The organism is Streptomyces sp. TM32 (assembly GCF_004122755.1).
Lineage (GTDB): Bacteria > Actinomycetota > Actinomycetes > Streptomycetales > Streptomycetaceae > Streptomyces > Streptomyces sioyaensis.
In genome coordinates, this window is sequence record NZ_SDIG01000040.1 from 1 (window position 1) to 24,927 (window position 24,927).

The following is a 24,927-nucleotide window of genomic DNA, read 5'->3' on the forward strand; positions in this document are numbered from 1 at the left end:
CACCCTGACCGGCCGGGCTCCCCGGGGGTGCGGGGCGGGCGCAGTTCCGGGATCCACACCGCGCCGTCGGCCGTCGCCCGGCAGATCGCGCCACACCGGGTGGCGAGCAGTTCGCCCGGCCGGCCGGTCAGGGTGTCCTCGGGGTGACCGCCGTGCAGATACCAGATGTCGCCGAGCAGTTCGTCCCGGACGCCGGGTTGTGAGTCGGCGGCGCGCAGCGTGCGGACGACGGTGTCGGTCGGGTCGCGGTGCCAGTCGATGCGGCGCGCTTCCTGGCGGAGCGGCGGCCGGGGGCGGCCGGTTCTCTCGGCGGCGGACAGGGCGGCCTGCGGCTGCGGGCGATGGGTGCCGGACGCCACCCGGGCGACGGCCGTCAGGACCGCCTCGACCGCGGCATCGGCGATCTCGTTGCGGTACAGGTCGCTCTTGCCCACACCGGGGACGGGGCACTCGACCGCGGCCCAGATGTCACCGGCGTCCATCTCGTCATTGGCCTGGAGGACGGTGACACCCCACCGGTCCGCGCCCAGCTGCACCGCCCAGTCCACCGAGGACGGGCCCCGGTCGCCGACGGGGCCGGGGTGCACGATCAGACAGGGCCGGGCGGACCACACCTCACGGGGGACGGCCGTCTTGAGCATCGGCGCCACGATCAGGTCGGGGGAACGGCGCCGGACGACCTCGGCGAGCGGTGTCTCCCGGGTCACCAGCTCCACGCTCACCTGGTGTCCGCGGTCGCCGAGTTCGGCGTACACGCGCTGCGTCAGGCTGTTGAACGCGCCGGCGATGAGCAGAATGCGCACGGCAGACTCCCCTGGAGCTGGAAACCGATGGGCGGGTTTGGCTGATCCTGAGCGTTCCCCGCCCGCGGCCGCGGGGCTCCGTCCGCGAGTCCGGGTCACCCGATCGACGGCCGCCGTGCGGCGCAATGCGGGTCCCGGCGGGCGGCGCCGCACCTCACCTGACGGGCCGTCACATGGTTCCCCTGTTGATCATCTCGACGAAATCCCGCCAAAGTTGGCGCGCCGAACCCCCTTCCCCCGCCCTACAGCATTGCCCTTCATTGACATTCACTTGGTCATACTTTTACCTTCGTGGTGCCGGCATCGGTGCAGGTCAACACCTGTACCACCCGTCTATCGCACACACCGGAGGTTCCCGTGGAGCAGCTCATCAAGAAGATGGCCCAGGACGGCGTCTGGCAGAACTGGCTCGCCGCCAACTCTGCGCAGCAGGCGGCGAAGAACGGCTGCATCAGCGCGGCGCCGAAGTCCGGCTGCATCAGCGCCGCACCCAAGGCCGGCTGTATTTCCTGACCCTGCGCCACCGAGGTGCCCGGGAGCGGGCCGGCGAAGAACCCCCCGCCGCCGGCCAAACGGCCGCTCCCGGGCACCGCATTCCGAAGAGTGACGAGGATTCCATGGACGGGCAGCCGACCTCCGAGGTCATCGAGCAGATCCGCGACATACCGATCTACCGCGAGTCGCTGGCGAAGGGCTACTTCCCGGTGCTCGACAAGCCGGAAATCGCGCGTGGCTTCCCCGACAACTGGATGACTCCCCGGCTGGCCGCGGCGCTGGAATCCGGAGACGCGGAGTTCGTCCTCTCCACCGGCACCCATCACGCCCGGATGCAGATCATCCGGCCCCCGTATTTCCTGCTGCACTCCTACTACCAACTGTGGCGCACGCATCCCGACATCGGCGACACCTGGGAGTCCGGCTGCCGACGGGTCTCCCTGACCACGGTGCTGGCGACGGAACACGTGGCCCGGGTCAATGCCGCACGGCGCGGCGCCGAGCCGGATCCGGTGCCCGCCCTCGACGACCGGTGGCTCGACGAGCGGACCTGCTACCTCAATCTGCGGCTCGACCCGGCGCTCTGGGAGCGCGCGGAGGTGGTGCGGATGCTCAAGGAGATCCAGGACGCCCGGCAGGCGCATCCGCGCGGCTGGTACCACCTCGACTGCTCCGGGTATCACCTGGCGCATCTGCTGCGGAAGGTCGGAGAATGGGGGCTGTGGGACGACTTCCCGCCTCCCGCCAGCATCATCCACGCCTATGAATACGCCCCGGCGAACGTCCGGCGTTATCTGCACCAGCACTTCGCCTGCCCGGTCATCGACCTGTTCGGCAGCACCGAACTCGGCTATCTCTACTTCAGCGACCGTCGTGGCACCTATTGGCCGCACCTCGACAAGATGACGGTCGAGCTCCATCCGGTGGCGCCCGACAGCACCCTCTACGAGCTCATCGTCTCCAGTGTCCGCAACCCCTATATGCCGCTGATCCGGTACCGCTCAGGCGACTGTGTACGCACCCTGGACGGCACCCCGGACCCGGGAAAGATCTCCCAATTCAGCGGCCGGCAGAAGGAATTGCTGAGCACGCCGGGCGGCCCCGTCGCCCAGGGCGACCTCGACCGGTGCGTCGCCGAGGTGTCACCACACGTCTTCGTCTACCAATTGCAGCTGTCCGGCGATGCGGAAGCACGCCTGGCGTACACGACCTTCCAGGGAACGCCCCTCGACCCCGACCGCGCCGCGGCGCTGGCGGAGGCTGTCAGCGCGCTGACCGGGCGCCGCTGCCACACCGAGCACCGCGGGCACCTCCCCATCGGGAAGTCGGGAAAGTACGCCTGGCTCACGACCGCCCCCGACCCGGACCACGCTCCCTCCCGGACAGGAGAAGCATGACCAGCCAGCCGTGGATATCCGCCGGCGATCTCAGGCAACTGCTCGGTGAAGCGCTGCACACCGAAGTGGTGACGCATTTCGAGAACAAGAGCGACGCACCGCGGGAATACGTGGAGCGCCAGGTCACCGAGTGCCTGCGCTATCTGTATCTCGTCTCCCGGCACCATGACCAACTCGGCGGCCTGTTCCTGCCGGTCGAGCAGGACATCGACGAGATCTGGCACTACCTCATTCTGCAGACCCGTGAATACCGCGAGCTGTGCGGGCAGCGGCTGCCGGGGCACTTCTTCATCGAACACCGCAGCATCGCCTACGAAGACTACCAGCAGGAACCGGGACGGGAGCAGGCGGTCGAAGAGGCCCTGCGCTGGATCCCCTTGTACTGCCGGGAATTCGGCCCCTTCGACGAGGGCGCGCTGCCGCACTGGACCATCGTGCGCTTCCTCCATGAGCAGATGGGGCTGTCACTCGATGAGATCGCCGCGCTGGAACCCATGGCGGCCTGACACCCGCTGCCGGCCCGGCCGGCGCCGACTCGAACCGAAAGGAATCATGAGGGCTCCCCACGGTGTCCCGGCCCCCCGCGAGGTGCCGGAACAGCGCCGGATTCTGGCGGTCCTGGTCTTCTCCCAGATCCTCAGCGGCGCGGGTCTCGCCGCGGGCATCACCGTCGGCGCACTGCTCGCCGAGGAGATGCTCGGCTCGACCGGTCTGGCGGGCGTGCCCAGTGCCCTGTTCACCGCCGGGGCCGCGCTCGGCGCCGTCGGCATCGGCCGGCTCTGCCGGAGCCACGGCCGGCGCCCCGGGCTCGCGCTCGGTTACGCCGTCGGGGCGCTCGGCAGCCTCGGGGTCGTGGTGGCCGCCGCCGTCGGCAGCGCGCCGTTGCTGTTCGTGTCCCTGCTGGTCTACGGGGCGGGCACCGCCACCAATCTGATGGCCCGCTACGCGGGGGCCGACCTGGCGACGCCCGCGCGGCGCGGGCGGGCGGTGAGCACGGTGCTCTTCGCCACCACGCTCGGCGCGGTGGTCGGCCCCAACCTGGTGGCGCTGACCGGCGAGGTGGCCCATTCCTGGGGCATCCCCCGGCTCGCCGGGCCGTTCCTGCTGGCGGTCGCCGCGTTCGGGGCGGCCGCGGTGGCTCTGGCCGCGCTGCTGCGGCCCGATCCGCTGCGGCTGGCCGAGCAGTTGGCCGCGGCGGCACGGGACGACGGCGCCGCCGAGGGCCCCACGGACGGGGACGCCGGCCCGACGGACGCGTCCGGGCACCGGCTCGGGGTGGCCGTGGGCACCACGGTCATGGTCCTCACCCAGCTCGTGATGATCGCGATCATGACGATGACGCCGGTCCACATGCAGGCACACGGCCACGGCACCCAGGCGGCGGGGCTGGTCATCGCGCTCCACGTCGGTGCGATGTTCCTGCCCTCCCCGCTCACCGGTCTGCTCGTCGACCGGGTCGGCCGGCGGTGGATCGCCGGTGCTTCCGGGGTGACGCTGGCGGCCGCCGGGGCCCTCGCCGCGCTGGCACCGCCGCACTCGGTTCCCGCGCTCGCCACGGCGCTGGTGCTGCTCGGCCTCGGGTGGAACTTCGGACTGGTCAGCGGCACCGCCCTGGTCATCGACGCGCTGCCGCCCGCCCGACGCGCCTCGGGCCAGGGGCTGGTGGACGTCGGGATCGCCCTCGCGGGTGCGGTCGGGGGCATGTCCTCGGGGCTCGTCGTCGTCCTGGGCGGCTACCGCACGCTGGCGCTGGCCGGCGGGCTGCTGGCACTGGCGGTCATACCCGTCCTCGGGTGGGCGGCCCGCCGGCCGGCACCCGCCCGCGCCGCGCCGCAGGCACCCCGTACGGAAACGGAACGGGCATGAACGGCCACGCGGCCCGCGGAAGGACCGGCGGCGAAGCGAAGGTGCCCGACGGCACATTCGGCAGATCATGAAACATGGCGTCATTTGTCGTTATCACGGAGGAAACCTGGATGATGCACTGTCAGGACAGGGTGTAGCCGTATGGCCGAAACACGGGGGACCATGATGCGGAAGGACACCGGCATACCGGGCGACGCACCGTCGTCGCGCCCGCGCCGCCTGCCCTTGACCGCCCTGATGGTGATCCTGACGTTCCTGCTGGGCACCCTGGCGATGGCGCCCGACGCGGCAGCGCACACACCGGCCGGACCGTTCGCCATGACGTCCGCCGGAAGCCGTCCGGCCGTCAAGCCCGACTACCGGCACACCGAGAAGAAGACCACATACGAGACCGGGCGCGGCCAGCCCCGGCGCACCGCCCGGGCCTCCGGCGGCGGTCCCCACCCCTCCGGCCGGCAGCTGCCGCCCTGGCGGGGCGGGCCCATGGCGCCGCCCCTCGCCTGCCCCTCCGCGACCGCCGCGGCCGGCAACTCCACCAAGGCCGCGGGCAGAACGGTCCAGCTCCCCGTCCTGCACTGCGTGTTCCTCTGCTGAGCACGGCCGGTGGTGCACCTCCCCACCTGCCGCGCCTCACACGTTCTCGCCACTCCCCCACGGTGGCCCCCCTCTTCAGCAGGAGACCTTCTCGTGGAGACCTTCATCCAGCATGCCCGGAGCCTGACGGCCCGTATTGCCGACCGGCAGGACGAACGGGAGACCTACGGCCGGCTCGCCGCCGGCCAGTCGCCCCTCGCCCTGTTCATCACCTGTTCCGACTCCCGCGTGGTGCCGTCCCTGATCACCGGTGCACAGCCCGGCGAACTCTTCGAACTCCGCACCGCCGGCAACGCCGTTCCCGTCTACCAGGAAGACATGGCGGCCTGTGCGGAAGCCGCCACCATCGAGTACGCGATGCGCGTCCTGGGCGTGGCCGACATCATCGTGTGCGGGCACTCGCACTGCGGTGCGGTCGGCGCCCGGGTCCGTGGCGAGGACCTGAACGGCGCGCCCGCCGTCCGGGACTGGCTGACCCAGCAGGTGTCCGACCGGCTGCCGCAGGACGAGGACGCGGCCGTCTCCGCCGCGGTGCAGCAGCATGTGCGCGAACAGCTCGACCGGCTGCGCGGCTACCCCTGTGTCCAGGAGCGGCTGTCCGCCGGTGAGGTGTCACTGCACGGCTGGTTCTACGAAGTGCACACCGGCCTGGTGGCGGCGCATCACCCGGCCACCGACCTGTTCCTCCCGCTGTGAAGGCGCGGGTACCTCTCATGAAGCACTTCACTTCGTTCCGGGCGGACTTCACCGCCTCCCTCGTGGTCTTCCTCGTGGCCGTCCCGCTGTGTGTCGGGGTGGCGGTCGCCTCCGGCGTCCCGGCCGAACTGGGCCTGGTGACCGGTGTGGTCGGCGGACTGCTCACCGGTCTGCTCCCCGGCAGCAGCCTGCAGGTCAGCGGCCCCGCCGCCGGGCTGACGGTGCTGGTCTTCGAGGCCGTCAAGGAGTACGGGCTCGGCGCCCTCGGTGCGCTGGTGCTGGCGGCCGGTGTCCTGCAACTGGCCATGGGCGCCCTGAAGTTGGGGCGCTGGTTCCGGGCGATCTCGGTCGCCGTCGTCCAGGGCATGCTGGCCGGTATCGGCCTGGTGCTGATCGCCGGGCAGCTCTACGCCCTCACGGACGCCAAGGCACCGGGCACCGGCCTGAGCAACCTCGCCGGGCTGCCCGGCCTGATCGGCGACACCCTCGGCTCGGGAACCGCGCTGGCCGCGTTCGGCATCGGTGCCGGCACCATCGCCGTCCTGGTGCTGTGGCCGCGCTGGCGGCGCGCCGCCCGGGTCTTCCCCGCGCCGCTGGCCGCGGTGGCGCTCTCCACCCTCGCGGTGTGGGCGCTGGATCTGTCCGTCGCACGGGTCGAGGTCAGCGGGCTGCTCGACGCGATCCAGCCACCGGGCGCGGCCGACTTCGGCGCGCTCGCCGACGTGGGGGTGCTCGGTACGGTCCTCGCCTTCGCGCTGATCGCCTCCGCGGAGTCCCTCTTCAGCGCCGCCGCGGTCGACCGGCTGCACGACGGGCCGCGTACGGACTACGACAAGGAGCTGATGGCCCAGGGCGCGGGCAACACCGTGTGCGGTCTGCTCGGTGCGCTGCCCATGACCGCCGTCATCGTCCGCAGTGCCGCCAACGTGCAGGCGGGCGCGAAGACCAAGCTGTCGCGGGTGCTGCACGGGGTCTGGCTGCTGGTGTTCGCCGCGGCGTTCCCGGCGGCGCTGGGCGTGGTGCCGGTGGCCGCGCTGGCGGGCGTGCTGGTGCACGCCGGCTGGAAGCTGATGCCGGTGCGGGAGCTGGGTCCGCTGTGGCGGGAGCACCGCGGTGAGGCGCTCGTCCTCGTCGTCACGGCCCTCGCCATCGTGACGGTCAACATGTTCGAGGGGGTCCTCATCGGTCTGCTGCTGGCCGTCGCGAAGACGGCCTGGGAGACCTCCCACGTCCACCTGGAGATCCACACCCCGGACGACGAGGAGGAGCCGGTGCAGGTGCGCGCCGTGGGCAACGCCACGTTCCTGCGGCTGCCCAAGATCCTCGACCAGTTGGAGACGCTGCCCGCCGACCGGGATGTGGAGCTCGACCTGAGCGGGCTGCGCCATCTCGACCACGCCTGTGGTGCCGCGCTGACGAACTGGGCCGAACAGCACCGTCGGAGCCGGCAGACGGTGGAGCTGGTGTCCTGACCGGTGGCGCCTGCCCGCCGCGCGGAGGGGCGGGCAGGCGCCAGGCAGGGGCCGGCGGGGTACCCGCGGGGGCGCGCCGGACCGGAATGAGGTGACCGGGCCGCCGCCGGCGCTCAGAGCGTGACGACGGAGACCTCGGTGGCCTTCACGCTGGTCCATACGGACACCCCGTCGGCGAGGCCGAGTTCGAGGGCGGCCGAGGGGGTGATTTCGGCCACCAGATCGGGGGCCCGGTCGGAGGTGACCAGGACCCGCAGCCGGCTGCCCGCGGAGGTGATTTCGCGCACGGTGCCCGGCCAGACGTTGCGGGGGCTGCCCGCCGGCTTGTCGAGGTGGACGGACACCGCTTCCGGGGCGATGATCGCCAGCGCCCGGACGCCGTCGGGGAGACGGTCGGCCAGGACCAGCCGGCCGCCGTCGGCCAGCGCGAGGCCGTCGCCGGCGGCGGTGCCCGGCCAGGCGTTACGGCCGAGCATCCGGGCGACCCAGGGCGAGCGCGGATGCCGGGTGACCTCGGCGGGCGGGGCGTCCTGGAGGGCCCGGCCGTCGTCGAGGACGAGCACCCGGTCGGCGAGCGAGACCGCCTCGACGGGGTCGTGGGTGACGAGCAGACAGACGCCGCCGAAGGCCGCCAGATGGGCGCGCAGGGTGTGCCGGACGTGCGCGCGGGTGGTCTGGTCGAGCGCGGCGAGCGGTTCGTCGAGCAGCAGCAGACGGGGCCGGGCGGCCAACGCCCGTGCCAGTGCGACGCGTTGGGCCTGGCCGCCGGAGAGCTGGGCGGGCTTGCGGTGCGCGAGCGGGCCGACGCCGAGCCGGTCGAGCCACTGCTGCGCGGTGCGGCGGGCCTCGGCGCGCGGGATGCCGTGGGCGCGCAGCCCGTAGGCGGTGTTGGTCAGCGCCGTCAGATGGGGGAACAGCGCACCGTCCTGGGGAACCCAGGCGACCCCGCGGCGGTGCGGGGGGAGCGCGCCGACGTCGGTGTCGCCGAGGCGCAGCGCGGCGCGGGCGCGCGGGGTGAGGCCGAGCAGGGCGCGCAGCAGGGTGGTCTTGCCGGCGCCGTTGGGGCCGACGACGGCGATGGTGGTGCCCGGACCGGCGTCCAGGGTGAGCTGGTTGAAGCCGGTGACCTCGGCGTGCAGCGGCCAGCGCTCCCCGGGCGCCGCGGATCCGGTGGCGGGCTCCGCGGTGTCGGTGGCGGGCGGCGCCGGGAGGGCGGTGTCGTCGGCCGGCCGTACGGTGCGGGCCGGGCGGCCGGTGGTGGCGCCGGTCCAGCGGCCCCGCAGACAGATCAGCACGGCCATGGCGATGACGAGCAGCAGCAGGGAGACCGAGGTGGCGGCTTCCGGGGAGTCCTGGAGCAGCAGATAGACCTCCAGCGGCAGGGTCTGGGTGGCCCCGGGCAGATTGCCGGCGAAGGTGATCGTGGCGCCGAATTCGCCGAGCGCCCGGGCCCAGGTCAGTGCGGCGCCGGCGGCGAGGCCGGGGGCGACCATGGGGAGGGTGACGGTGCAGAAGACCCGTACGGGTGAGGCGCCCAGGGAGGCCGCGGTCTCCTCGTAGCTCGTGCGCAGCCCGGCGAGCGTGCCCTCCAGGCTGATGACGAGGAACGGCATCGACACGAAGGTGGCCGCGAGCACGGCGCCCGAGGTGTGGAACGGCAGCACGATGCCGAAGGTGTCCTCCAGCCACGGGCCGAGCAGTCCGCGGCGGCCGAAGCCGAGCAGCAGCGCGACACCGCCGACGGTCGGCGGCAGCACCATCGGCAGCAGCACCAGCGAGCGGACCAGCGCCTTTCCGGGGAAGCTGACCCGCGCCAGCAGCCAGGCCAACGGGACGCCCAGCAGCAGGGCGAGCCCCAGCGCGCAGAAGGACACCAGCAGCGACAGCCGGAGCGCTTCGAGGACGCCGGGAGAGGTCAGATGGGTGCCGAGCTCGCTCCAGGTGGTGCGGGCGAGGATGCCGACGAGCGGCAGCAGCAGGAACGCGACGGCGATCAGCGCGGGCACGGCCAGCGCGAGCGGGGCGCGGCTGCCGGGTGCGCGAGGCCCGCCTGCCGGGGCCGGGGCGGGGATGCGAAGACGTCTCATGGCGTTCCTGGGATCGGGGCGGGCCGGGTGACGCGCACGGGTCCGCTGCGGGGCCGGACTCCCGTGCGCGCCCCGCCGGTTACGGCTTCTGGAAGCCCGCCTGCTGCAGGATCTTCTGCGCCTCCGGCGTGCTCAGCCACTTCACGAAGGCGGTCGCGGCGGCACTGTGGCGGGAGGACTTGAGGGGCGCGGCCGGGTAGGAGGCGACGGCGTTCTGGGCGTCGGGGATGGCGACGGCGTCGACCTTGCCCGGTGCGGTGGCGGCGTCCGTCTTGTAGACGAGGCCGGCGTCGGCCTCGCCGAGCTCGACCTTGCTGAGCACCGCCCGGACGTTGGGCTCCTGCGAGACCGGCTTGACCGTCAGCTTCTGGGCGTCCAGGACCTGCTTGCTGTAGCGGCCGACCGGCACCTGGGAGGCGGCGAGGACGACCTTCAGCTTGCTGCCGGTGAGGCCCTTGAGGTCCTTGACCTTCTTCGGGTTGCCCTTACCGGTCACGATCACCAGCCGGTTCTTGGCGATCACGGTGGGCTTGCCGGCGTCGGCCCGGAGCCCGTCCATCGTCTTGGTGTCGGCGGTGACCAGGGCGTCGGCGGGAGCGCCGTTCTTGACCTGGGCGGCCAGTTCCTGGGAGCCGGCGAAGGAGAAGTTCACCGTGGTGCCCGGGTGCGCCTTCTCGTAGACCGCACCGGCCTTCTTGAAGACGTCGGTCAGCGACGAGGCGGCGAGCACGGTGAGGTCCGTCTTGGCGGCGCTGCCGGACTTCGTGGCGCCCTCGTCCTTCTTGGCGTCGCCGTTGCCACCGCAGGCGGTGAGCGGCAGGAGGAGGGCGGCGGTCGCGAGCGCGGCGGCGGCGCGGCGCCCGGTGAAGAGCTGGGACATGAGGCGGGACTCCTTGGGACGCGGACGACGGGTGTCGTCCGGGCAATGGGAAAGCCGCGCCGTGGACGGGCGACGCCGCTGAGGTGAGGCAGCCTGCCGGTGGGGGACGGTGGTCCGGCTGGGGTGCGGCCCGTGACGGGTCAGGTGCGGTCGATGTGCACGCTGGTGGACTTCACGCGGGCGGTGGCCTGCATGCCGACCTCCAGACCGAGTTCCTCCACCGCTTCCCGGGTGAGCAGCGACACCAGGCGGTGCGGACCGGCCTGGATCTCGACCTGGGCGGCGACATCGCCGAGCTTGACGGCGGTGACGATGCCCGGGAAGGCGTTGCGCGCGGAGGTGTACGAGGTGTCGTCCTCGCCGGTGCCGTTCTGCGCCAACTCGATGGAGAAGGCGGCCAGATCGCGGCCGTCGATGAGGCGGCGGCCGCCTTCGTCGCGGTGGGTCGCGACCTTGCCGGCATCCGCCCAGCGGCGGGCGGTGTCCGGGCTGACGCCCAGGATCCGCGCCGCCTGCCCGATCGTGTAGGACTGCATGTGCAGCAAGATAGGCAGGATGGGCTCGCACATGCAATGCCATGAGGCGATTCTCCAGGGCAGATGTCAGTCCCATCGGAGGAACCGACGACACCTCGGCGGCCGTCCGCCGGCTGCCCCGCATGCCGGGACGCATTCCGCCGCCCTCCTCGGCCCCGCCCCCCTTCGGCTCTCCCCTGGCGCCCGCACCACGCGCCCGGCCGGCGGCACGGAAGACGACTAGAGTGCAGCGGACATAAGAGGAAATACGCCACAAACGTCAAAGGCCCGCACAGCCGATGGCCCCGCACAGCCAGAAGCCCCTTGTTCCCCCTCCCGGTGAGGCACCGCCCATGAGCCTGAGCATCCGCAACCAGATTCCCGGCACCGTTCTCTCCGTCACCCCCGGCGAGGTCATGGCGACCGTCAAGGTCCGTCTGCAAGGCGGCCAGGAGATCACCGCCGCGATCACCCGGGAAGCGGTGCAGGACCTGGCCCTCGCACCGGGCTCAGCGGTGCGCACCCTGATCAAATCCACCGAGGTCGCGCTCGCCACCAGCACGCTCGACGGCGTCAGCATCCGCAACCGGATCCCCGGCACCGTCACCGAGGTCGCGGCCGGCGGCGCGATGGCCGGCGTCAAGGTGGCCGTCGCGGGCGGTGAACTGACCGCCGCCATCACCAAGGACGCGGTCGACGACCTGGGCCTGACGACCGGCTCCGAGGTCACCGCGCTGATCAAGTCGACGGAGGTCGCCCTCGCCACCGGCTGAGCCCGGCGGCATCGGGGGCAGGGGTCCCGGGTCCCGTCCGGCCGGGGCGGGGCCGTCACTGGCGTGCGGACCCTGGGGCTCCTCGACCGCAACCGGAGACTGCCGGACGAACTGCCGCTGAGGAAGGACCTACCGGCCGGTCACATCGCCGATGTGGGCGTACGACTGGCCCCCCGAGCCACTGCGGCGCCCCTCCCGGCAGGTGCCGCCGCCACGTGGATGCATCCGAACAGAGCAGCCCGCTCCGCCATCGGGGCAACATTCCCACCCGGAGCACCACACCGCTCTACTCCATCGGCACCCGGCTCCATGATCACTAACTCCCCTTCCCCCCAAGGGTGTTGAGGCGCACGGGCAGACTGAGACTCCATCACCTTCGCCCGAAAGATGAGCACTCGTCCGATTTCTCCCGTTGCATCCGATAAATGACGATGTGAATCTGGTATCCCATTCGTCGAAGGAGTTGATCGCATGGTTACGGATCGCACAGCGCCGGTCGAGACGGCCACCCTGGCCGCCGAGGTCGAGGGACTGCTTGAACCCGCCGAGGCCGACGGCGTTTACCGCGATACGCGCGAGTGCAGCTCAGCGCTGCTGTTTTTCGGGTTGCTGCTGATCTCGCCGCCCACCCCCCGGCCCAAGACTGACAACCGATAAGGCTGAGGGGAAAGCGTTGGCTGAACAGACGCAGGGAGCAGTCCCGCTCAGCGCTGTGATTGCCGATGCCGCAACCGGGGTCGCCCTCGCCCTGCGGGGTGAGGGCGACCCTTATGCGTTGTCCGGCATTCTGCGGCACGACGACGCGCTGACCCCGGCGGCGGTCCGGGTGCTCGGCGCCGATGCGCTCGCGCCGTACGCCATGGAACACCGCGGGGCACCCGTAGGCCCCGAGGACGAAGCGGTGGTCCGGCAGGCGCTGGCGGCCTATCCACCGGGCGCGGATGCCTCGGAGGTATCGCGGTGGACCTACCGGGGCCTGGTCGAGGCCTCGCACGCGTTTCTGCCCGCGGGCGCGCAGCCCTGGCCCGCACCGCCCGAGGCCGCGACCGGCTGGGTCGTCAGCACGCCCTGGCCGAAGCTCTCCCACCGCGTGTCCCAGCTCGCGGCGCTCGCGCTGCCCAAGCTGGCCCCGGGGCTCGCCGAGCAGCTGACCGCGCGCACCGACGACCTGTCCCGCGGTTTCGTCCGGGCGGTCCGCCGCCGGGACTGGCTGCAGGCGGCCGGTCTGGGGCGCTGGCTGGCGCGGCTGCCCGATGTGGCACCGACGCTGGGGCTCGACAGCGGACTGGCGTTCGTCCGCCAGATGGGTGGTGCGGACCCCCGGGTGGCGCTGCACGTCGTGGCCGCTCAGCGGTTCTACGGACGGGGTTGGTGACCGGCGGCCGGGGCGACCCCGGGCTGCTGGACCGGATGGTCCGCGGCAGCCTGGGGTGGCTGGACGAAGCACGCGGCTTCTTCCGGCTGCCCCCGAACGTGACGACGGACGCCGACCCGAATCTGACCCTCAAACCGCTCGGTGAACTCGCCGAGCTGACCCAGCTGATCGGGGTACTGCACCCACGTGACGAGATCCGTCAGGCCGCCCGCGGGCTGTTCGCGTTCGCCTGGAACGAGACCCGGGACGGTGAGCTGTTCGCCGAGCTGATCCACGGGGAGCCGTTCGCCACCTATCCCGTGGAGCTCTACGGGACCTTCGCCCAGGCCGGGCTGCGGCACGCGGACGCGGACGCGCTGGTGCAGACCACGACCCGGCTGCGCGGCTGGCGGGTGGCCCGCGAGGATCACACCCGCACCCTCAACGTGCTCAACGCGGAGCGGCGACTCGGGCTCCGCCAGCACGCCGACTTCGCCTCCGTGCTGGCGCTGACCGGCCTCGGCCGGCTGCCGGAGCCCTGGACGCTGGACCGCAAGTCGGTCTACGGCGTGACGCATGACGTCTTCCACCTCACCGACTGGGGGCGCAACCGGAAGCGGCTGTCCCCCGAATTCGCCGGTTATCTGCGGCTGTGGCTCCCCTCCTGGCTGGACACCTGGCTGGAGGAGGAGATGTGGGACCTGGTGGGCGAGCTGCTGGCCGTGACGGCCTGCCTGCCCGCCGCCCCCTTCGATCCGGTGGCCTGGCAGCGGCTGGCCACCGCCCAGGCGGCCGACGGCAGTGTGCCCGAGATCGGCGCCGCGCCGTCCTCGGGTGACCCGGCCGAGACCTTCCTGGCCTGCTACCACTCCACCCTGGTGACCGCGTTCGCCGCCACCCTCGCCCGGATCGCCTGCGACGAGGCCGAGGCCGGTCCGGTGGCCGGGGATCCGGCGCTGGTGGGCGGGCGGACCCCCTGCGAAAGCGAGAATGCCCCGTGACCGTGACGGCCGCGTCCCCCGCCCTGCTGCACGCTGTCGGCGACCGGGCCCTGACCTGGCTCGACAACCACCGTGAGCACTTCCGGCTGACCGCCGGCGACCTCGCCGACAACATCGCGGTCACCGAACGGCTCAAGCCCATCGGGGAGCTGGCACTCAATATGCAGGTGCTGTTCCGGGAGGGGGTGGCCGGCTCCCGGCAGAAGGCCCGCGCCGGACAGCTGCTGGACTTCGCCTGGCGGGAGCTGCTGGACGGCGGCAATGTGCTGGCCCGGCTCCAGCAGGACGAGCCGCTCTCCCCCGTGCCGGTGGAGGTCTATGCGACCTTCCACGAACTGGGCCACCGCCATCCGGGGCTGGAGGCGACGCTGGAGGTCTGCCGGCGCACCGCCACCTGGGCGACGCTGGAGATGGTGCCCAACCGGCGGCTCGGTGTCCTCAACGCCGAACGCAAGCTGGGGCTGCCGCCCAGCAGCGACTTCGACCAGGCCATGGCCCGTACCTGGCTGGGGCAGCTGGCCGAACCGTGGACGGTGCAGCTGCACATCGCCTACGACATCACCCACACCGTCTTCCACCTCACCAACTGGGGCGAGGCCCCCGAGCGCATTCCGCCGGCCGTCGCCGACTATCTGACGCGGTATCTGCCGGCCTGGCTGGAGGACTGGGCGGACCTCGAACACTGGGATCTGCTCGGTGAGCTCCTCGTCGTCGACGCCTGTCTGCCGCGGCCCGCCCTGGACGCGGAGCTGTGGGAGCGGTACGCCGCCGCGCAGTCGCCCGAGGGCGCGATGCCGATCCACCATCAGATGCCGCGGGGCGATGCGGCCCAGGTCTTCGATCAGGTGCACCACCCCACCCTGGTCGCCGCGTTCGCCTCCGCGATGGCCACCTCCCGGGCGATGTCCGCGGTCTGATGAGCCCCGACCTCGCGCAACCGGCGCTCGGTGACCGCCTGGCAGACGCCGTGACCCTGATCGACGCCCCTGACGTCGTGGTGGCCGTCACCCGGCACGGCCGGCGGACCGTGATGACCGGCGGCTCCGCCCTCACGCCGCCCACCCCACGGCATGCGCTGCGCTACGAACTGGGGTCGCTGTCCAAGACGTTCACCGTGCTGCTGCTGGCCGACCTGGCCCGGGCCGGCGCGCTGTCCCTGGACGACCGGCTCGCCGTGCATCTGCCCGAGGTGCCGCCGGCGCATCCGCAGTCGCGCCGGATCACCCTGCGGCATCTGGCCACCCACACCTCCGGGCTGCCGCGCATCCCCGCCGATCTGATCCCCGGCGCGCTGGTGAAGCCGTACGACAACGGCTACGCCCGCTACGACACCGAGCGGCTGCTGCACGCCTTCGCCCGGACGCGGCCGCGGAACCGGCCCGGCACCCGCTGGCGCTACTCCAACTTCGGGCTGGCGCTGCTCGGCCCGGCCATGTCCCACGCCGCGGGCGCCGGCTACGCGACCCTGCTCGCCGACCGGGTGCTGCGCCCCCTCGGGCTGACCGGCACGACGCTGGGGCCCGGCACCACGGGCACCGATGCCATCGGCCACCGAGCGAACGGCGTGACGCCGGTCCGCAGCACCGAGATGGGCGCCTTCGTCGCCGCCGGCTCGGTCCGCGCCACCCCGGGCGATCTGCTCACCTACCTGGAGGCGCTGCTCTCCCCCGACGGCACTCCCCTGGCCGGGGCGCTGCGCGACGTCCAGGTGCCGCTGCTGCGGCGCGGCTGGCGCAAGCGCCACACCCACACCCTGACGTGGTATCAGCACCCGTCGCCGCGCGGACCGTTGCTCTTCCATGTCGGTGCGACCTTCGGCCAGCAGGCGTTCCTCGGCTACCACCGGGCGTCGCACACCGGCGTGGTCGCGCTGGCCACCCGCCGTGGCCGTACCTGCCGGATGACCGGCACCGCCTACGACCTGCTGTACGCGCTGGCCGGCGAGGCCCCGGACTGAGCCGGGGGCCGCCGGTCCTCACAGGTCGCCCGCCAGGATCCGGGGCAGGGAGGTGCCCGGGCACTCCTCGCTGGCCTGGTGGAAGGCGTCCGCGTAGGCCTCGTCGCCGATCGCGGCGCGGGCCCGCTGTTCGCACTTCTCGCGCACCGCACGCAGTTCCGGGGTGCCGCGCTGGGGGTGCCCGACGGTGCGCCAGACGGCCTGGCCGCTGCCGGAGACGCGGGCGGCGGCCGCACCGTCGCCCTGGGCCGCCAGCGCGGCCGCGAGCAGGTCCAGGCCGAGCGCGATCCCGAATTTGTCGCCGATGCCCTGCTTGGCCGCGAGCATCGCCCGGGCGTGCTCCGCCGACTCCTCGGGCCGGTCCTGGAACAGCGAGATCAGCGAGAGCTGGTAGTCGGTGTAGGAGCGGGTCCAGTACTCGCCGCGCTGCACACAGCCGTGGCGCAGCGCGGTCGCCTCGGCGCGCGCCTCGTCGAGCCGGCCCAGCCCGGTGAGCGCGAAGATCTGTACGAGGTGACAGCGCAGCCGCCCGGGAGAGTCGAACGGGGCGTGCGGCGGCGGGCCGAGCACCTGGGCCGCGACGGTGTGCGCGGACATCGGGCGGCCGGCCATCAGATGGGTGAGGCCGATGAGGTAGCCCGCTTGGAGCACCGCCTCCGCGTCCCGGGACTCCCGCGCGGCGCGCGCACACTCCCGGCCCAGGGCCTCGGCGGAGGCCAGCTCGCCCTGCAGCAGCACCGCGACGCCCAGCGTCCACAGCGCTCTGGTGCGGGCCGGGCCAGGGCCCGGGTGGGCGGCGAGCGCCCTGGCCACATAGTCGCGGGCCTCGTGCAGATGGCCGCAGCAGCTCCAGATGAAGCCGATCGAAGCACCGAGTTCCTGGGCCTGTTCCGGATCGGTGGCCAGGAAGTGGTCCAGTGCGGTGCACAGGTCGACATGGGCGTCGGCGATCCGGCCGTACCAGGCCAGCTGTTCGGGGCCCAGCCAGCCCTGCTCGGCCCGGCGGCCGAGGGCGGCGAAGTGGGCGGCGTGCCGGTCGGCGAGTTCCGTCGTCTCGCCGAGTTCGGCCAGCCACATCCGGCCGTACTCGCGCAGGGTGTCGAGCATGCGGAAGCGGGAGCCCTCGCGGGTGAGCACCGACTTGGCGGCCAGCCCGGCCAGCGCGCTGCGCACCCCCGGCCCGGTGAGCGGACCGCCGGCGCACACGGCGCTCGCGGACTCCTCGTCGAAGGTACCGCGGAAGACGGACAGCCGGGCCCACAGCAGCCGCTCCAGCGGGGCGCACAGCTCATGGCTCCAGCCGATGGCGCAGCGCAGGGTCCGGTGCCGCGGCGGTTGCACCGGACCGTCGCCGTCGAGGGCGTCGAAACGGGAGGTGAGGCGGGCGGCGATCCGCTCGACGGAGCTGTGCGCCAGCTGGGCGCCGGCCAGTTCCAGGGCCAGCGGGATGCCTTCGAGGCGCCGGCAGATGGCGGCGGCGGCCGCGACACTGCGCGGGGCGGTGAGCCGCCGGCCGGGGGCCGCGGCGCCGGCCCGTTCGGTGAACAGGGCCAGCGCGTCGTTGTCGCCGGTGCAGGACAGCGGCCCGATCTCGGTGGTCCACTCGCCGACGATGTCCAGCGGCTGTCTGCTGGTGACCAGGACGGTCACGCCCGGGGCGGCGGTCAGCAGATCGCCGAGCAGGTCGCGGCAGGCCTCGACGAGATGCTCACAGGAGTCCAGCACCAGCAGCAGCCGTTTGTCCGCGAGCCATTCGCACAGCGCCGCCACCGGGGACCGCGCCGAGTGGTCGGCCAGCCCCACGGCATCGCAGACGCCGGCCACCAGCCGGCCGTCACCCAGCAGGGGCCACAGATCGGCCCAGCAGACCCCGTCGCGGAACCGGGCCTCCGCCGCGCGCGCGGCCCGCATCGCGATCCGGGTCTTGCCCACACCACCGGGGCCGGTCAGGGTGACCAGCCGGTGCTCCGTCAAGTCGTTGCCGATCCGGTGCAGTTCAGCTCGTCGACCGATGAAGGTGGTCGACTCCTCGGGAATGTTGCTCACCACCGGCCCAGTTTGCCCCAGCCGGGGTGTACGGAGCAGCCCGGTGGTGTCAGCGCGCCGGGGCACGAGGTTGACGGACGGCCCCGCGGACGGGCCCGTCAGGGGGTGACGACGGGGAAGGTGGGGTGCGGGGTGCTGACGAGGCCGAGAAGCTGGTGCAGTGCGCCGCTCTCGCCGTTCTGTGCGCTCTCGCCCGGCCCGTCGCCGGTGAGCAGGCCGAGCAGTTGCGGCTTGGTGAGGGTGAGCGTGAGGTCCGGGGTGCGCTCCTTGGACGGGGTGGGCGCGCCGGGCGAGCTGAGGTGGGTGAGGGCGCCGTGGGAGAGCGTCAGATGCCAGGTCCGGTCCTCGTCGGGGAGGTAGAGGTCGAGGGTGAGCGCGGTGGACCAGGCGCGGGGGCCGTCGATGCGGATGGCGAGCGAATCGAGGAGCTGGTCGACGGTCAGGGCCCGGGCCAGCTCGGGCTCGGTGGTGTCCGGCGAGGCCTCGGCGAGGGTGCCGCGCAGTTCGCTCGCACCGGTGAGGTAGAAGTTGCGCCAGGCGCCGTTCTCGCAGCCGTGGCCCAGCCGCTCGTAGACGAGGGCGAGTTCGCGCCGGGCGCGGAGGTTGTGGGGGTCGGCGAAGACGGCGTGGTTGAGCAGGGTGGCGGCGAACCGCAGATCGCCGTCGGCGGCGTACCGCTTGCCCGCGTCGACCGTGGCCTCGATGCCGCCCATGGTGTCCACGTAGCGTCGGGCCTGCTCGGCCGGCGGATGCTCCCACAGGTGGGCGGGGTTGCCGTCGAACCAGCCCAGATGGCGCTGGTAGATCGCGCGGACGTGGTGGCCGAGCGAGCCGTAGTAGCCGTGGTGGGCCCAGACCCGCTCCAGCTCCGGCGGCAGCCGCAGCTCCTCGGCGATCTCGGTGCCGGTGAGCCCCTCGTTGAGCATCCGCAGCGTCTGGTCGTGCAGATAGGCGTACAGGTCGCGCTGCCCGGCCAGCAGGGCCGCCACGCGTTCCTTGCCCCAGGTGGGCCAGTGGTGGGAGGCGAAGGCGACCTCGGCCTCGTCGCCGAACAGGGCCAGCGCCTCGCCCAGGTACCGGGCCCAGGCCCGGGTGTCGCGGACGGCGCCGCCGCGCAGCGTCAGGACGGTGTGCAGGGTGTGGGTGACGTTCTCGGCCAGGCAGAGCGCGTGATGCGCCGGGAGGCTGAAGTTCATCTCGACGGGGGCCTCGGTGCCGGGGGTGAGCTGGAAGACGGTACGGATGCCGTCGACGATCTCCTCCTGGCCGGTGCTGGTGATGTCCACGGTCGGCGGGATGAGGGTCATGGTGCCGGTGGAGGGGACGGTGCCCAGGCCGCAGCCGATCTGGCCGTCCGGCCCCTTGGGGAGCCCGGTTCCGTACAGGTAGACGGCGCGCCGGGCCATCGCGACGCCGGCGTCGACGTTCTCGCCCACCGCGTGCGCGAGAAAGCCGGCCGGCGCGAGGACGGGCACGGGGTGGTGGCCGTGCGGCAGCACGCCGCGGGCTCCGCCGAAGTGGTTGGCATGCGAGTGGGTGTAGATCAGGCCGGTGACCGGCCGGTCGCCGCGGTATTTGCGGTAGAGCTCCAGGGCCGCGGCGGCGGTCTCGGCGGAGCGGAGCGGGTCGATGACGACGACGCCGTGGTCGCCCTCGACCAGCGTCATGTTGGCCAGGTCCAGGCCGCGCGCCTGGTAGATGCCGTCGGTGATCTCGTACAGACCGTGCCGGCTCACCAGCCGGCCCTGCCGCCACAGGCTCTCGTGCGCGGTGTCGGGGCAGTTGCCGGCCAGGAAAGCGTAGGCCTCGGCGTTCCAGACCACCCGGCCGTCGTCCATGGTGATCTCGGGCGGGTCGAGCGCCGCGATGAAGCCGCGGTCGGCGTCGGCGAAGTCTTCGTGATCATCCACGGGCACAGCGGTCACGGGACGCCACCTCTCCGGGGCGAGGGGCCACAGTCGGAGGACCCATGCAACCGATTTAACCGAATTTACCCGGTGACCGCATGCGTGCGGGCGGGCCGCCCCGCCACGGCGTGCACCCCTGACCGCACCCTCTCACCGCACCGTCCGCCGCCCCCGGACCCCGCCCCGACGACCCGCGGCGGCCGGCTTCTCGGGGCCCGGCGCGCCCGCGCGCAGAGCCGCCGGCCGGCTCGCCCCGAGGGGCGTACGGTCGGCGGCTCGTCGCACGCTCCCGCGGGGAGCGCGCCTCAGGTGGCGCGGCGACTCTTCGACGCCGCGGCGACGCACATCGCGCCCAACAGGAACGTCAGGGCGCCGATGACGACGTTGTTCCAGATGACGCCGGCGTCCGGAGCGCTGCCGACGACCCAGGGCGAGATGATCATCCACACACCGATCGCGCACATCGCGCCGCTCAGGCCGTACATCCGCTCCGGTGTCACGGTGAACCCGACCGCCAGCAGGGCGATCGCGATACCGAGGATGAGGTTGTGCGTCACGAGTGCCGGCTGTGCGGCCGTGAAGTGGAGGATCCACGGCGAGACCGCGCAGTACAGGCCGACCAGGAACACCGGTCCGTCGACGAGTACCACGTCCCGCCCGCCGAGTACCCGGTCGTACCGGGCCTGCATCTCCGATGCATCGGGGTGACCGGCGAGATCTCCCCTGTGGTGTGAGACGTCGGCCATGCGACTCGCCTCCTTCGTTCGCAAGCTGGCCGTTTCCGCGTGGCGTAGGACCACGCACTTTTTATTCTGCGCTTATGTCGCCTTTATGTGTAGATGAGAGGACAGATGAATTGTGAACCAATGCCGCCGCACCGCCCTCACCTGCGGTCGAGCGCCCTCCCCAGGCTCAGATTCCAGCGGCCGCCGCGGCCGCTCAGCTCGGTCACGGTCAGCGGCGGAACGTCCAGCCGCCAGAAGGCCTCCTCGGGCACCCGGAGGGCACACACCGCCGCGGCACGGACGACGTCCGGCTCGACGACGGCCAGCACCCGGCCCCCGTCCGAGGCCGTGCGCGCCAGCCAGCCCGCGATCCGCGCGCACAGCTGCCGCAGCGACTCCCCGCCGTGCGCCGCGAAGGCCGGGTCCGAGAGCCAGGCGGACACCGCGGCCGGATCGCCGTCGGCGACCTCGGCCAGGGTCCGGCCGCGCCAGGCGCCCATCGCGCAGCCCGCCAGCTCCGGCGCGGACCGGACCGCCAGTCCGAGCTCCTCGGCGGTCTGCCGGCACCGGACCGAGGGCGAGACCATGCTCCGCTCGACGGGCGGCAGCGCTCCGGCGGCGGCCCGGGCCCGGCGCCGCCCGGCCTCGCTCAGCGGGCCGTCGTCGTCGAAGCGCACCTCGCGCTGGGCCTGACCCGCGGCCGCTGAGACCAACATCACCCGAGTTGTCATGCTCTCTTCTTTCGCTTGCCGCCCGCGACGGCAACCTCTCGACGCCGCAAGGGAGTTGGCCGTCCGGCGCGCCCTGCCCTGCGCCTCTCCGCCCCCTCGGGGGCCTTGGCCCGGGGGACGGTCCGCGGTACCTTCCCGATGATATTGACGACGACATGACGGAAGCCGGTGGGATCCCGGCGCGGTCGCGCCACTGTATGTCCGGTCTTCACCAGCCCAGCAGGGCCGGAACCGGGCGAGCCAGACCCGGCATGTTGTCGCGCACTCCACCGACAAGGGACGCGAGTTCCCCGCACAGGAGGTTCTGCCATGGCTCAGACCATCGCACCCCCGGCCACCGGCGCCGTCACCCCCGCCCCGCTCCCCCTCAAGGCCCTTGCCCCCTGGGCGCTGTTCTTCGGCGTCCTGATGCTCGTGCTGCTGTACTTCATCGGCGCGGAGCAGGGCGCGACCTCGCTGCTCTCCGGTACCGACGTCCACGAGTGGGTCCACGACGGGCGCCACCTCCTCGGATTCCCCTGCCACTGATCGGACGCCGCACCCATGAACTCCGTCACCATCAGAGCTCTTCTGGTGCGCGGGATGCTCGCCGGGCTGGCAGCCGGTGTCGTGGCCCTCGGCGTCGCCTTTCTGCTGGGCGAACCGCAGGTGGACGCCGCCATCGCGTTCGAGGAAGCACACAGCCACGAACACGAGATGGAGGTCGTCAGCCGCGGTCTGCAGTCCACTGCGGGGCTGGCGACCGGCGTGCTGGTCTACGGCGTGGCGCTGGGCGGGATCGCCGCACTGGCCTTCTGCTTCGCGCTGGGGCGGATCGGCCGCTTCGGTGCCCGGGCCACGGCCGTGCTGCTCTCCGGAGCGGCGCTGCTGGCCGTCTACCTCGTACCGTTCCTGAAGTACCCGGCCAACCCGCCGTCCGTCGGTGACCCCGACACCATCGGCACCCGCACCACGCTGTATTTCCTGATGATGCTGCTCGGCGTCCTGCTGGCCGTCGCCGCCACGATCCTCGGGCGGCGGCTGGCTCCGAAGCTGGGCAACTGGAACGCCACGGTCGCGGCAGCCGCCGCGTTCGTGGTGGCCGTCGGCCTCGCGTACGCGTTCCTGCCGGCCGTCAACGAGGTGCCCGCCGACTTCTCCGCCACCCTCCTCTGGCAGTTCCGGCTGTCGGCGATCGCCATCCAACTGGTGCTGTGGACGGCCTTCGGGCTGGTCTTCGGTCATCTCGCGGAGCGTGTCCTGCCGGCCCGGCAGGAAGCCGCCGCGGCCGAGAGGGCGACAGTCGCCGCCTCCTGATCCGGCGGTCCCATTGCCCGGATCACCCGGGGGAGGGCCCGCGACCACACGGTCGGGGACCCTCCCTCGTGGCCTGCGTGACCACCCGCGCGGACCGGCCGGCCGCGTCAGGACAGCCCGGTGACGCCGTCCAGATGCGGCAGGTCGTGGTCGAGGCGCTCCCGTTTGGCGCGGAGGTAGCGGATGTTCTCCGCACGGGGCGGCATCAGCAGCGGGACCTGTTCGGCGACGGCGACGCCGTGCCGCACCAGCGCCTCGCGCTTGCGCGGATTGTTCGACATCAGCCGCACCGACCGCACGCCCAGGTCCTGCAGTATCTCGGCCGCGGCGCCGTAGTCGCGGGCGTCGACGGGCAGCCCGAGCGCGATGTTCGCCTCCACCGTGTCCAGCCCGCCCTCCTGCAGCTTCATCGCCTGGAGCTTGGCCAGCAGGCCGATACCGCGGCCCTCGTGGCCCTGGAGATAGACCAGAATGCCGCGTCCTTCCGCCACGATCGCGCGCAGCGCCGCGGACAATTGGTCGCCGCATTCGCAGTGGGTGGACGCAAAGGCATCGCCGGTCAGGCATTCCGAATGCATCCGGGCCAGCGTCAGCTCGCCGGCCACATCACCGTGGACCAGCGCCACTTGCTCGATGCCGCTGCGGTGGTCGAGATAACCGACGGCGAGAAATTCGCCGTATGCGGTGGGCAGCCGGACCTCCACCACCCGTTCCACACCTGGTTTTTGGCCAAGAGCATCGTCGAAAGCGACACGGAGGTTGCGCACGGCATCGTCGTCGGGGTCCATCATGGCGTGATCGTACCCGCGTGAGGAAATGATCGTCAGGACTCACTCAGAACACAACAAGTATGCTGCGAAGACCATGACTCGGTGAGTCAGCGACGAAAGGCCGCAGCACACCATGACCGCTTCGGGACACCCGACTTCGCCCCCCGGCCCGTGGCCGGCCGACACCACCGAGGACATCCGGGCACGGCAGCCGACGATGGCCGTTCTGCCCATCGGTAGCTTCGAACAGCACGGCGCCTTCCTGCCGTTGGCCACCGACACGGTGATTGCCTGCACCATCGCCAGGGAGCTCGCGGCCGCCCATCGGGTCCAGCTGCTGCCGCCGCTGACCGTGTCCTGTTCCCACGAACACGCCGCCTGGCCCGGGACCGTCAGCATTTCGGCGCGCACCCTGCATGCGGTCGTCACGGACATCGCCGATTCGCTGAGCCGGTCCGGTATCGGCACCCTCATTCTCGTCAACGGGCACGGCGGAAATTACGTACTGCGCAATGTCGTTCAGGAATCCGCCGGGCGCGGTGTGCGGATGGCGCTGTTCCCCGGATCGGCCGACTGGGACCGGGCACGCGCCCGCGCCGGGGTGCAGACGTCCGGGCACACCGATATGCATGCCGGAGAGGCCGAGACGTCCATTCTGCTGCATGCCCATCCCGAATTGGTCAAGGAAGGCTATGAATCGGCGGATTGTGTCGCCGATGACCGGAAGCACCTCCTGACGCTGGGCATGTCGGCCTATACCGAATCCGGAGTCATCGGACGGCCGTCACTCGCGTCCGCCCGGAAGGGCCGGGAATTGCTGGCCGGCCTGACCGAGACATTCGGCGAATATGCCGCACTCTTCGGCGCGGGGGAACCGGCCCATGACTGAGGAACTCGACGCGGCGGCCGCCTGGGACCGGCTGCGGGACATCCGTACGACCACCGGGGCGCACGCCGCCGGGCTGGTGTCCGACGGCGACGGCGGGCTGCGGTGGGGAGAGCCCGCCACCCCCGAGGCGGTGGAGCTCACCGCCCGCTATCTGCCGCTGTGCCTGGCCGGCCCCCGGGTCGCGTTCGCCCAGCTCGGGCAGAGCCTGGACGGCTTCATCGCGACGCGTACGGGCGATGCCGACTTCGTCACCGGCCCGGAGGACCGCTGCCATCTGCACCGTCTGCGGGCGCTCGCCGACGCGGTGCTCGTCGGCGCGGGCACCGCGGTGGCGGACGATCCGCGGCTGACCGTGCGCGCCTGTGCGGGCAACAATCCGGTGCGGGTGGTGCTCGATCCGCGGGGACGGGTGCCGCTGCACAGCGGGGTGTTCACCGATGGGGCCGCACCGACGCTCTGGGTGGTGGGGCCGGACGTCACCCCCGTCCCCCGGCCCGACGGGGTCGATGTGCTGGTGCTGCCGGACGCGGCGGCCGCCTCCCCGGGGCGTCTGCTGACCGCGCTGGCGGCACGCGGGCTGGGCCGGGTGCTGATCGAGGGCGGCGGGGTCACCGTGTCGCGGTTCCTGCAGGACCGGGCGCTGCACCGGCTGTACGTCACGGTCGCGCCGGTG

General features: G+C 72.4%; 25 protein-coding genes, 1 pseudogene and 1 riboswitch. Of the genes and pseudogenes, 17 read left to right on the top strand and 9 right to left on the bottom strand.

What is annotated here, in order from left to right; genetic code table 11:
- The coding region (locus EST92_RS12425; RefSeq protein WP_275540876.1) for a formyltransferase family protein at positions 1 to 803 on the bottom strand (803 nt) is incomplete at its 3' end.
- Positions 804 to 1,160: 357 nt separating this feature from the next.
- Here EST92_RS12425 and EST92_RS31605 point away from each other — a divergent pair.
- The 7 genes from EST92_RS31605 (at position 1,161) to EST92_RS12455 (ending at position 7,323) form a co-directional block, all read left to right on the top strand.
- Entirely contained in the window at positions 1,161 to 1,316 is a 156-nt protein-coding gene (locus EST92_RS31605; RefSeq protein WP_006606546.1) for a hypothetical protein, read from the top strand.
- A 104-nt stretch (positions 1,317 to 1,420) separates the two neighbouring features.
- Positions 1,421 to 2,695: a hypothetical protein gene (locus tag EST92_RS12430; protein ID WP_129280995.1), complete on the top strand. Its 1,275-nt coding sequence runs from the start codon at positions 1,421 to 1,423 to the stop codon at positions 2,693 to 2,695.
- Positions 2,692 to 3,201: a hypothetical protein gene (locus EST92_RS12435; protein WP_129280996.1), complete on the top strand. Its 510-nt coding sequence runs from the start codon at positions 2,692 to 2,694 to the stop codon at positions 3,199 to 3,201. Before EST92_RS12430 ends, EST92_RS12435 begins: the two co-directional genes overlap by 4 nt.
- A 46-nt stretch (positions 3,202 to 3,247) precedes the next feature.
- Positions 3,248 to 4,561 carry an MFS transporter gene (locus EST92_RS12440; RefSeq protein ID WP_129280997.1) on the top strand — a complete coding sequence of 438 codons (1,314 nt, stop codon included), beginning with the start codon at positions 3,248 to 3,250 and terminating at the stop codon, positions 4,559 to 4,561.
- A gap of 141 nt (positions 4,562 to 4,702) precedes the next feature.
- Entirely contained in the window at positions 4,703 to 5,155 is a 453-nt protein-coding gene (locus EST92_RS12445; protein WP_129280998.1) for a hypothetical protein, read from the top strand.
- 93 nt (positions 5,156 to 5,248) lie between these two features.
- On the top strand, positions 5,249 to 5,851 hold the full coding sequence (locus EST92_RS12450; RefSeq protein WP_129280999.1) for a carbonic anhydrase: 603 nt from the start codon (positions 5,249 to 5,251) through the stop codon (positions 5,849 to 5,851).
- Positions 5,852 to 5,868: 17 nt separating this feature from the next.
- Positions 5,869 to 7,323 carry a SulP family inorganic anion transporter gene (locus EST92_RS12455; protein WP_129281000.1) on the top strand — a complete coding sequence of 485 codons (1,455 nt, stop codon included), beginning with the start codon at positions 5,869 to 5,871 and terminating at the stop codon, positions 7,321 to 7,323.
- Between the two features lie 113 nt (positions 7,324 to 7,436).
- Here the strand turns inward: EST92_RS12455 and EST92_RS12460 are convergent, their stop codons facing one another.
- The 3 genes from EST92_RS12460 to EST92_RS12470 form a co-directional block, all read right to left on the bottom strand.
- The gene (locus EST92_RS12460) at positions 7,437 to 9,410 is read right to left on the bottom strand and encodes an ABC transporter permease (protein WP_129281001.1); all 1,974 of its coding nucleotides are present in this window, start codon (positions 9,408 to 9,410) and stop codon (positions 7,437 to 7,439) included.
- 79 nt (positions 9,411 to 9,489) lie between these two features.
- Positions 9,490 to 10,290 carry a molybdate ABC transporter substrate-binding protein gene (modA, locus tag EST92_RS12465; protein WP_129281002.1) on the bottom strand — a complete coding sequence of 267 codons (801 nt, stop codon included), beginning with the start codon at positions 10,288 to 10,290 and terminating at the stop codon, positions 9,490 to 9,492.
- A 140-nt stretch (positions 10,291 to 10,430) separates the two neighbouring features.
- Positions 10,431 to 10,826 carry a helix-turn-helix transcriptional regulator gene (locus EST92_RS12470; RefSeq protein WP_129281003.1) on the bottom strand — a complete coding sequence of 132 codons (396 nt, stop codon included), beginning with the start codon at positions 10,824 to 10,826 and terminating at the stop codon, positions 10,431 to 10,433.
- A gap of 332 nt (positions 10,827 to 11,158) precedes the next feature.
- On the opposite strand from EST92_RS12470, the gene EST92_RS12475 reads away from it, so the two are divergent.
- From EST92_RS12475 to EST92_RS12500, 6 genes are all read left to right on the top strand, one after another.
- Positions 11,159 to 11,578, top strand: coding sequence for a TOBE domain-containing protein (locus EST92_RS12475; RefSeq protein WP_129281004.1), 420 nt, complete (start codon positions 11,159 to 11,161; stop codon positions 11,576 to 11,578).
- 471 nt (positions 11,579 to 12,049) lie between these two features.
- On the top strand, positions 12,050 to 12,235 hold the full coding sequence (locus tag EST92_RS12480; protein ID WP_129281005.1) for a hypothetical protein: 186 nt from the start codon (positions 12,050 to 12,052) through the stop codon (positions 12,233 to 12,235).
- 16 nt (positions 12,236 to 12,251) lie between these two features.
- Complete coding sequence (locus tag EST92_RS12485; RefSeq protein ID WP_254068784.1) at positions 12,252 to 12,953, top strand: hypothetical protein; 702 nt, start codon at positions 12,252 to 12,254, stop codon at positions 12,951 to 12,953.
- On the top strand, positions 12,950 to 13,933 hold the full coding sequence (locus tag EST92_RS12490; RefSeq protein ID WP_129281006.1) for a hypothetical protein: 984 nt from the start codon (positions 12,950 to 12,952) through the stop codon (positions 13,931 to 13,933). The genes EST92_RS12485 and EST92_RS12490 overlap by 4 nt, the downstream gene beginning before the upstream one ends.
- Entirely contained in the window at positions 13,930 to 14,850 is a 921-nt protein-coding gene (locus EST92_RS12495) for a hypothetical protein (protein WP_129281007.1), read from the top strand. Before EST92_RS12490 ends, EST92_RS12495 begins: the two co-directional genes overlap by 4 nt.
- Positions 14,850 to 15,890, top strand: coding sequence for a serine hydrolase domain-containing protein (locus EST92_RS12500; RefSeq protein WP_129281008.1), 1,041 nt, complete (start codon positions 14,850 to 14,852; stop codon positions 15,888 to 15,890). Before EST92_RS12495 ends, EST92_RS12500 begins: the two co-directional genes overlap by 1 nt.
- Positions 15,891 to 15,908: 18 nt before the next feature.
- Here EST92_RS12500 and EST92_RS12505 read toward each other — a convergent pair whose 3' ends face one another.
- From EST92_RS12505 to EST92_RS12520, 4 genes are all read right to left on the bottom strand, one after another.
- Positions 15,909 to 17,939 (bottom strand): NB-ARC domain-containing protein, encoded by a 2,031-nt coding sequence (locus EST92_RS12505; RefSeq protein ID WP_129281009.1) that lies wholly within the window; start codon positions 17,937 to 17,939, stop codon positions 15,909 to 15,911.
- Positions 17,940 to 18,034: 95 nt separating this feature from the next.
- Positions 18,035 to 19,861: an alkyl sulfatase dimerization domain-containing protein gene (locus tag EST92_RS12510; protein ID WP_174243995.1), complete on the bottom strand. Its 1,827-nt coding sequence runs from the start codon at positions 19,859 to 19,861 to the stop codon at positions 18,035 to 18,037.
- Between the two features lie 287 nt (positions 19,862 to 20,148).
- Entirely contained in the window at positions 20,149 to 20,589 is a 441-nt protein-coding gene (locus EST92_RS12515) for an SPW repeat protein (protein WP_129281010.1), read from the bottom strand.
- 137 nt (positions 20,590 to 20,726) lie between these two features.
- Complete coding sequence (locus tag EST92_RS12520; RefSeq protein WP_129281011.1) at positions 20,727 to 21,299, bottom strand: histidine phosphatase family protein; 573 nt, start codon at positions 21,297 to 21,299, stop codon at positions 20,727 to 20,729.
- Positions 21,300 to 21,459: 160 nt separating this feature from the next.
- Positions 21,460 to 21,545, top strand: a riboswitch (cobalamin riboswitch).
- 63 nt (positions 21,546 to 21,608) lie between these two features.
- Here EST92_RS12520 and EST92_RS12525 point away from each other — a divergent pair.
- Both EST92_RS12525 and EST92_RS12530 read left to right on the top strand, forming a co-directional pair.
- A complete protein-coding gene (locus tag EST92_RS12525; RefSeq protein ID WP_129247042.1) occupies positions 21,609 to 21,827 on the top strand; it encodes a CbtB-domain containing protein in 219 nt (72 codons plus the stop codon).
- 15 nt (positions 21,828 to 21,842) lie between these two features.
- A complete protein-coding gene (locus EST92_RS12530; RefSeq protein ID WP_129281012.1) occupies positions 21,843 to 22,595 on the top strand; it encodes a CbtA family protein in 753 nt (250 codons plus the stop codon).
- 107 nt (positions 22,596 to 22,702) lie between these two features.
- Here the strand turns inward: EST92_RS12530 and ribA are convergent, their stop codons facing one another.
- On the bottom strand, positions 22,703 to 23,383 hold the full coding sequence (gene ribA, locus EST92_RS12535) for a GTP cyclohydrolase II (RefSeq protein WP_129281027.1): 681 nt from the start codon (positions 23,381 to 23,383) through the stop codon (positions 22,703 to 22,705).
- Between the two features lie 115 nt (positions 23,384 to 23,498).
- Here ribA and EST92_RS12540 point away from each other — a divergent pair, with 115 nt between their 5' ends.
- Positions 23,499 to 24,254, top strand: coding sequence for a creatininase family protein (locus EST92_RS12540; protein WP_129281013.1), 756 nt, complete (start codon positions 23,499 to 23,501; stop codon positions 24,252 to 24,254).
- Positions 24,247 to 24,885: pseudogene (locus EST92_RS12545) on the top strand (RibD family protein); the annotation flags it as partial. The gene EST92_RS12540 and the pseudogene EST92_RS12545, both read left to right, overlap by 8 nt.
- Between the last annotated feature and the right edge of the window lie 42 nt (positions 24,886 to 24,927).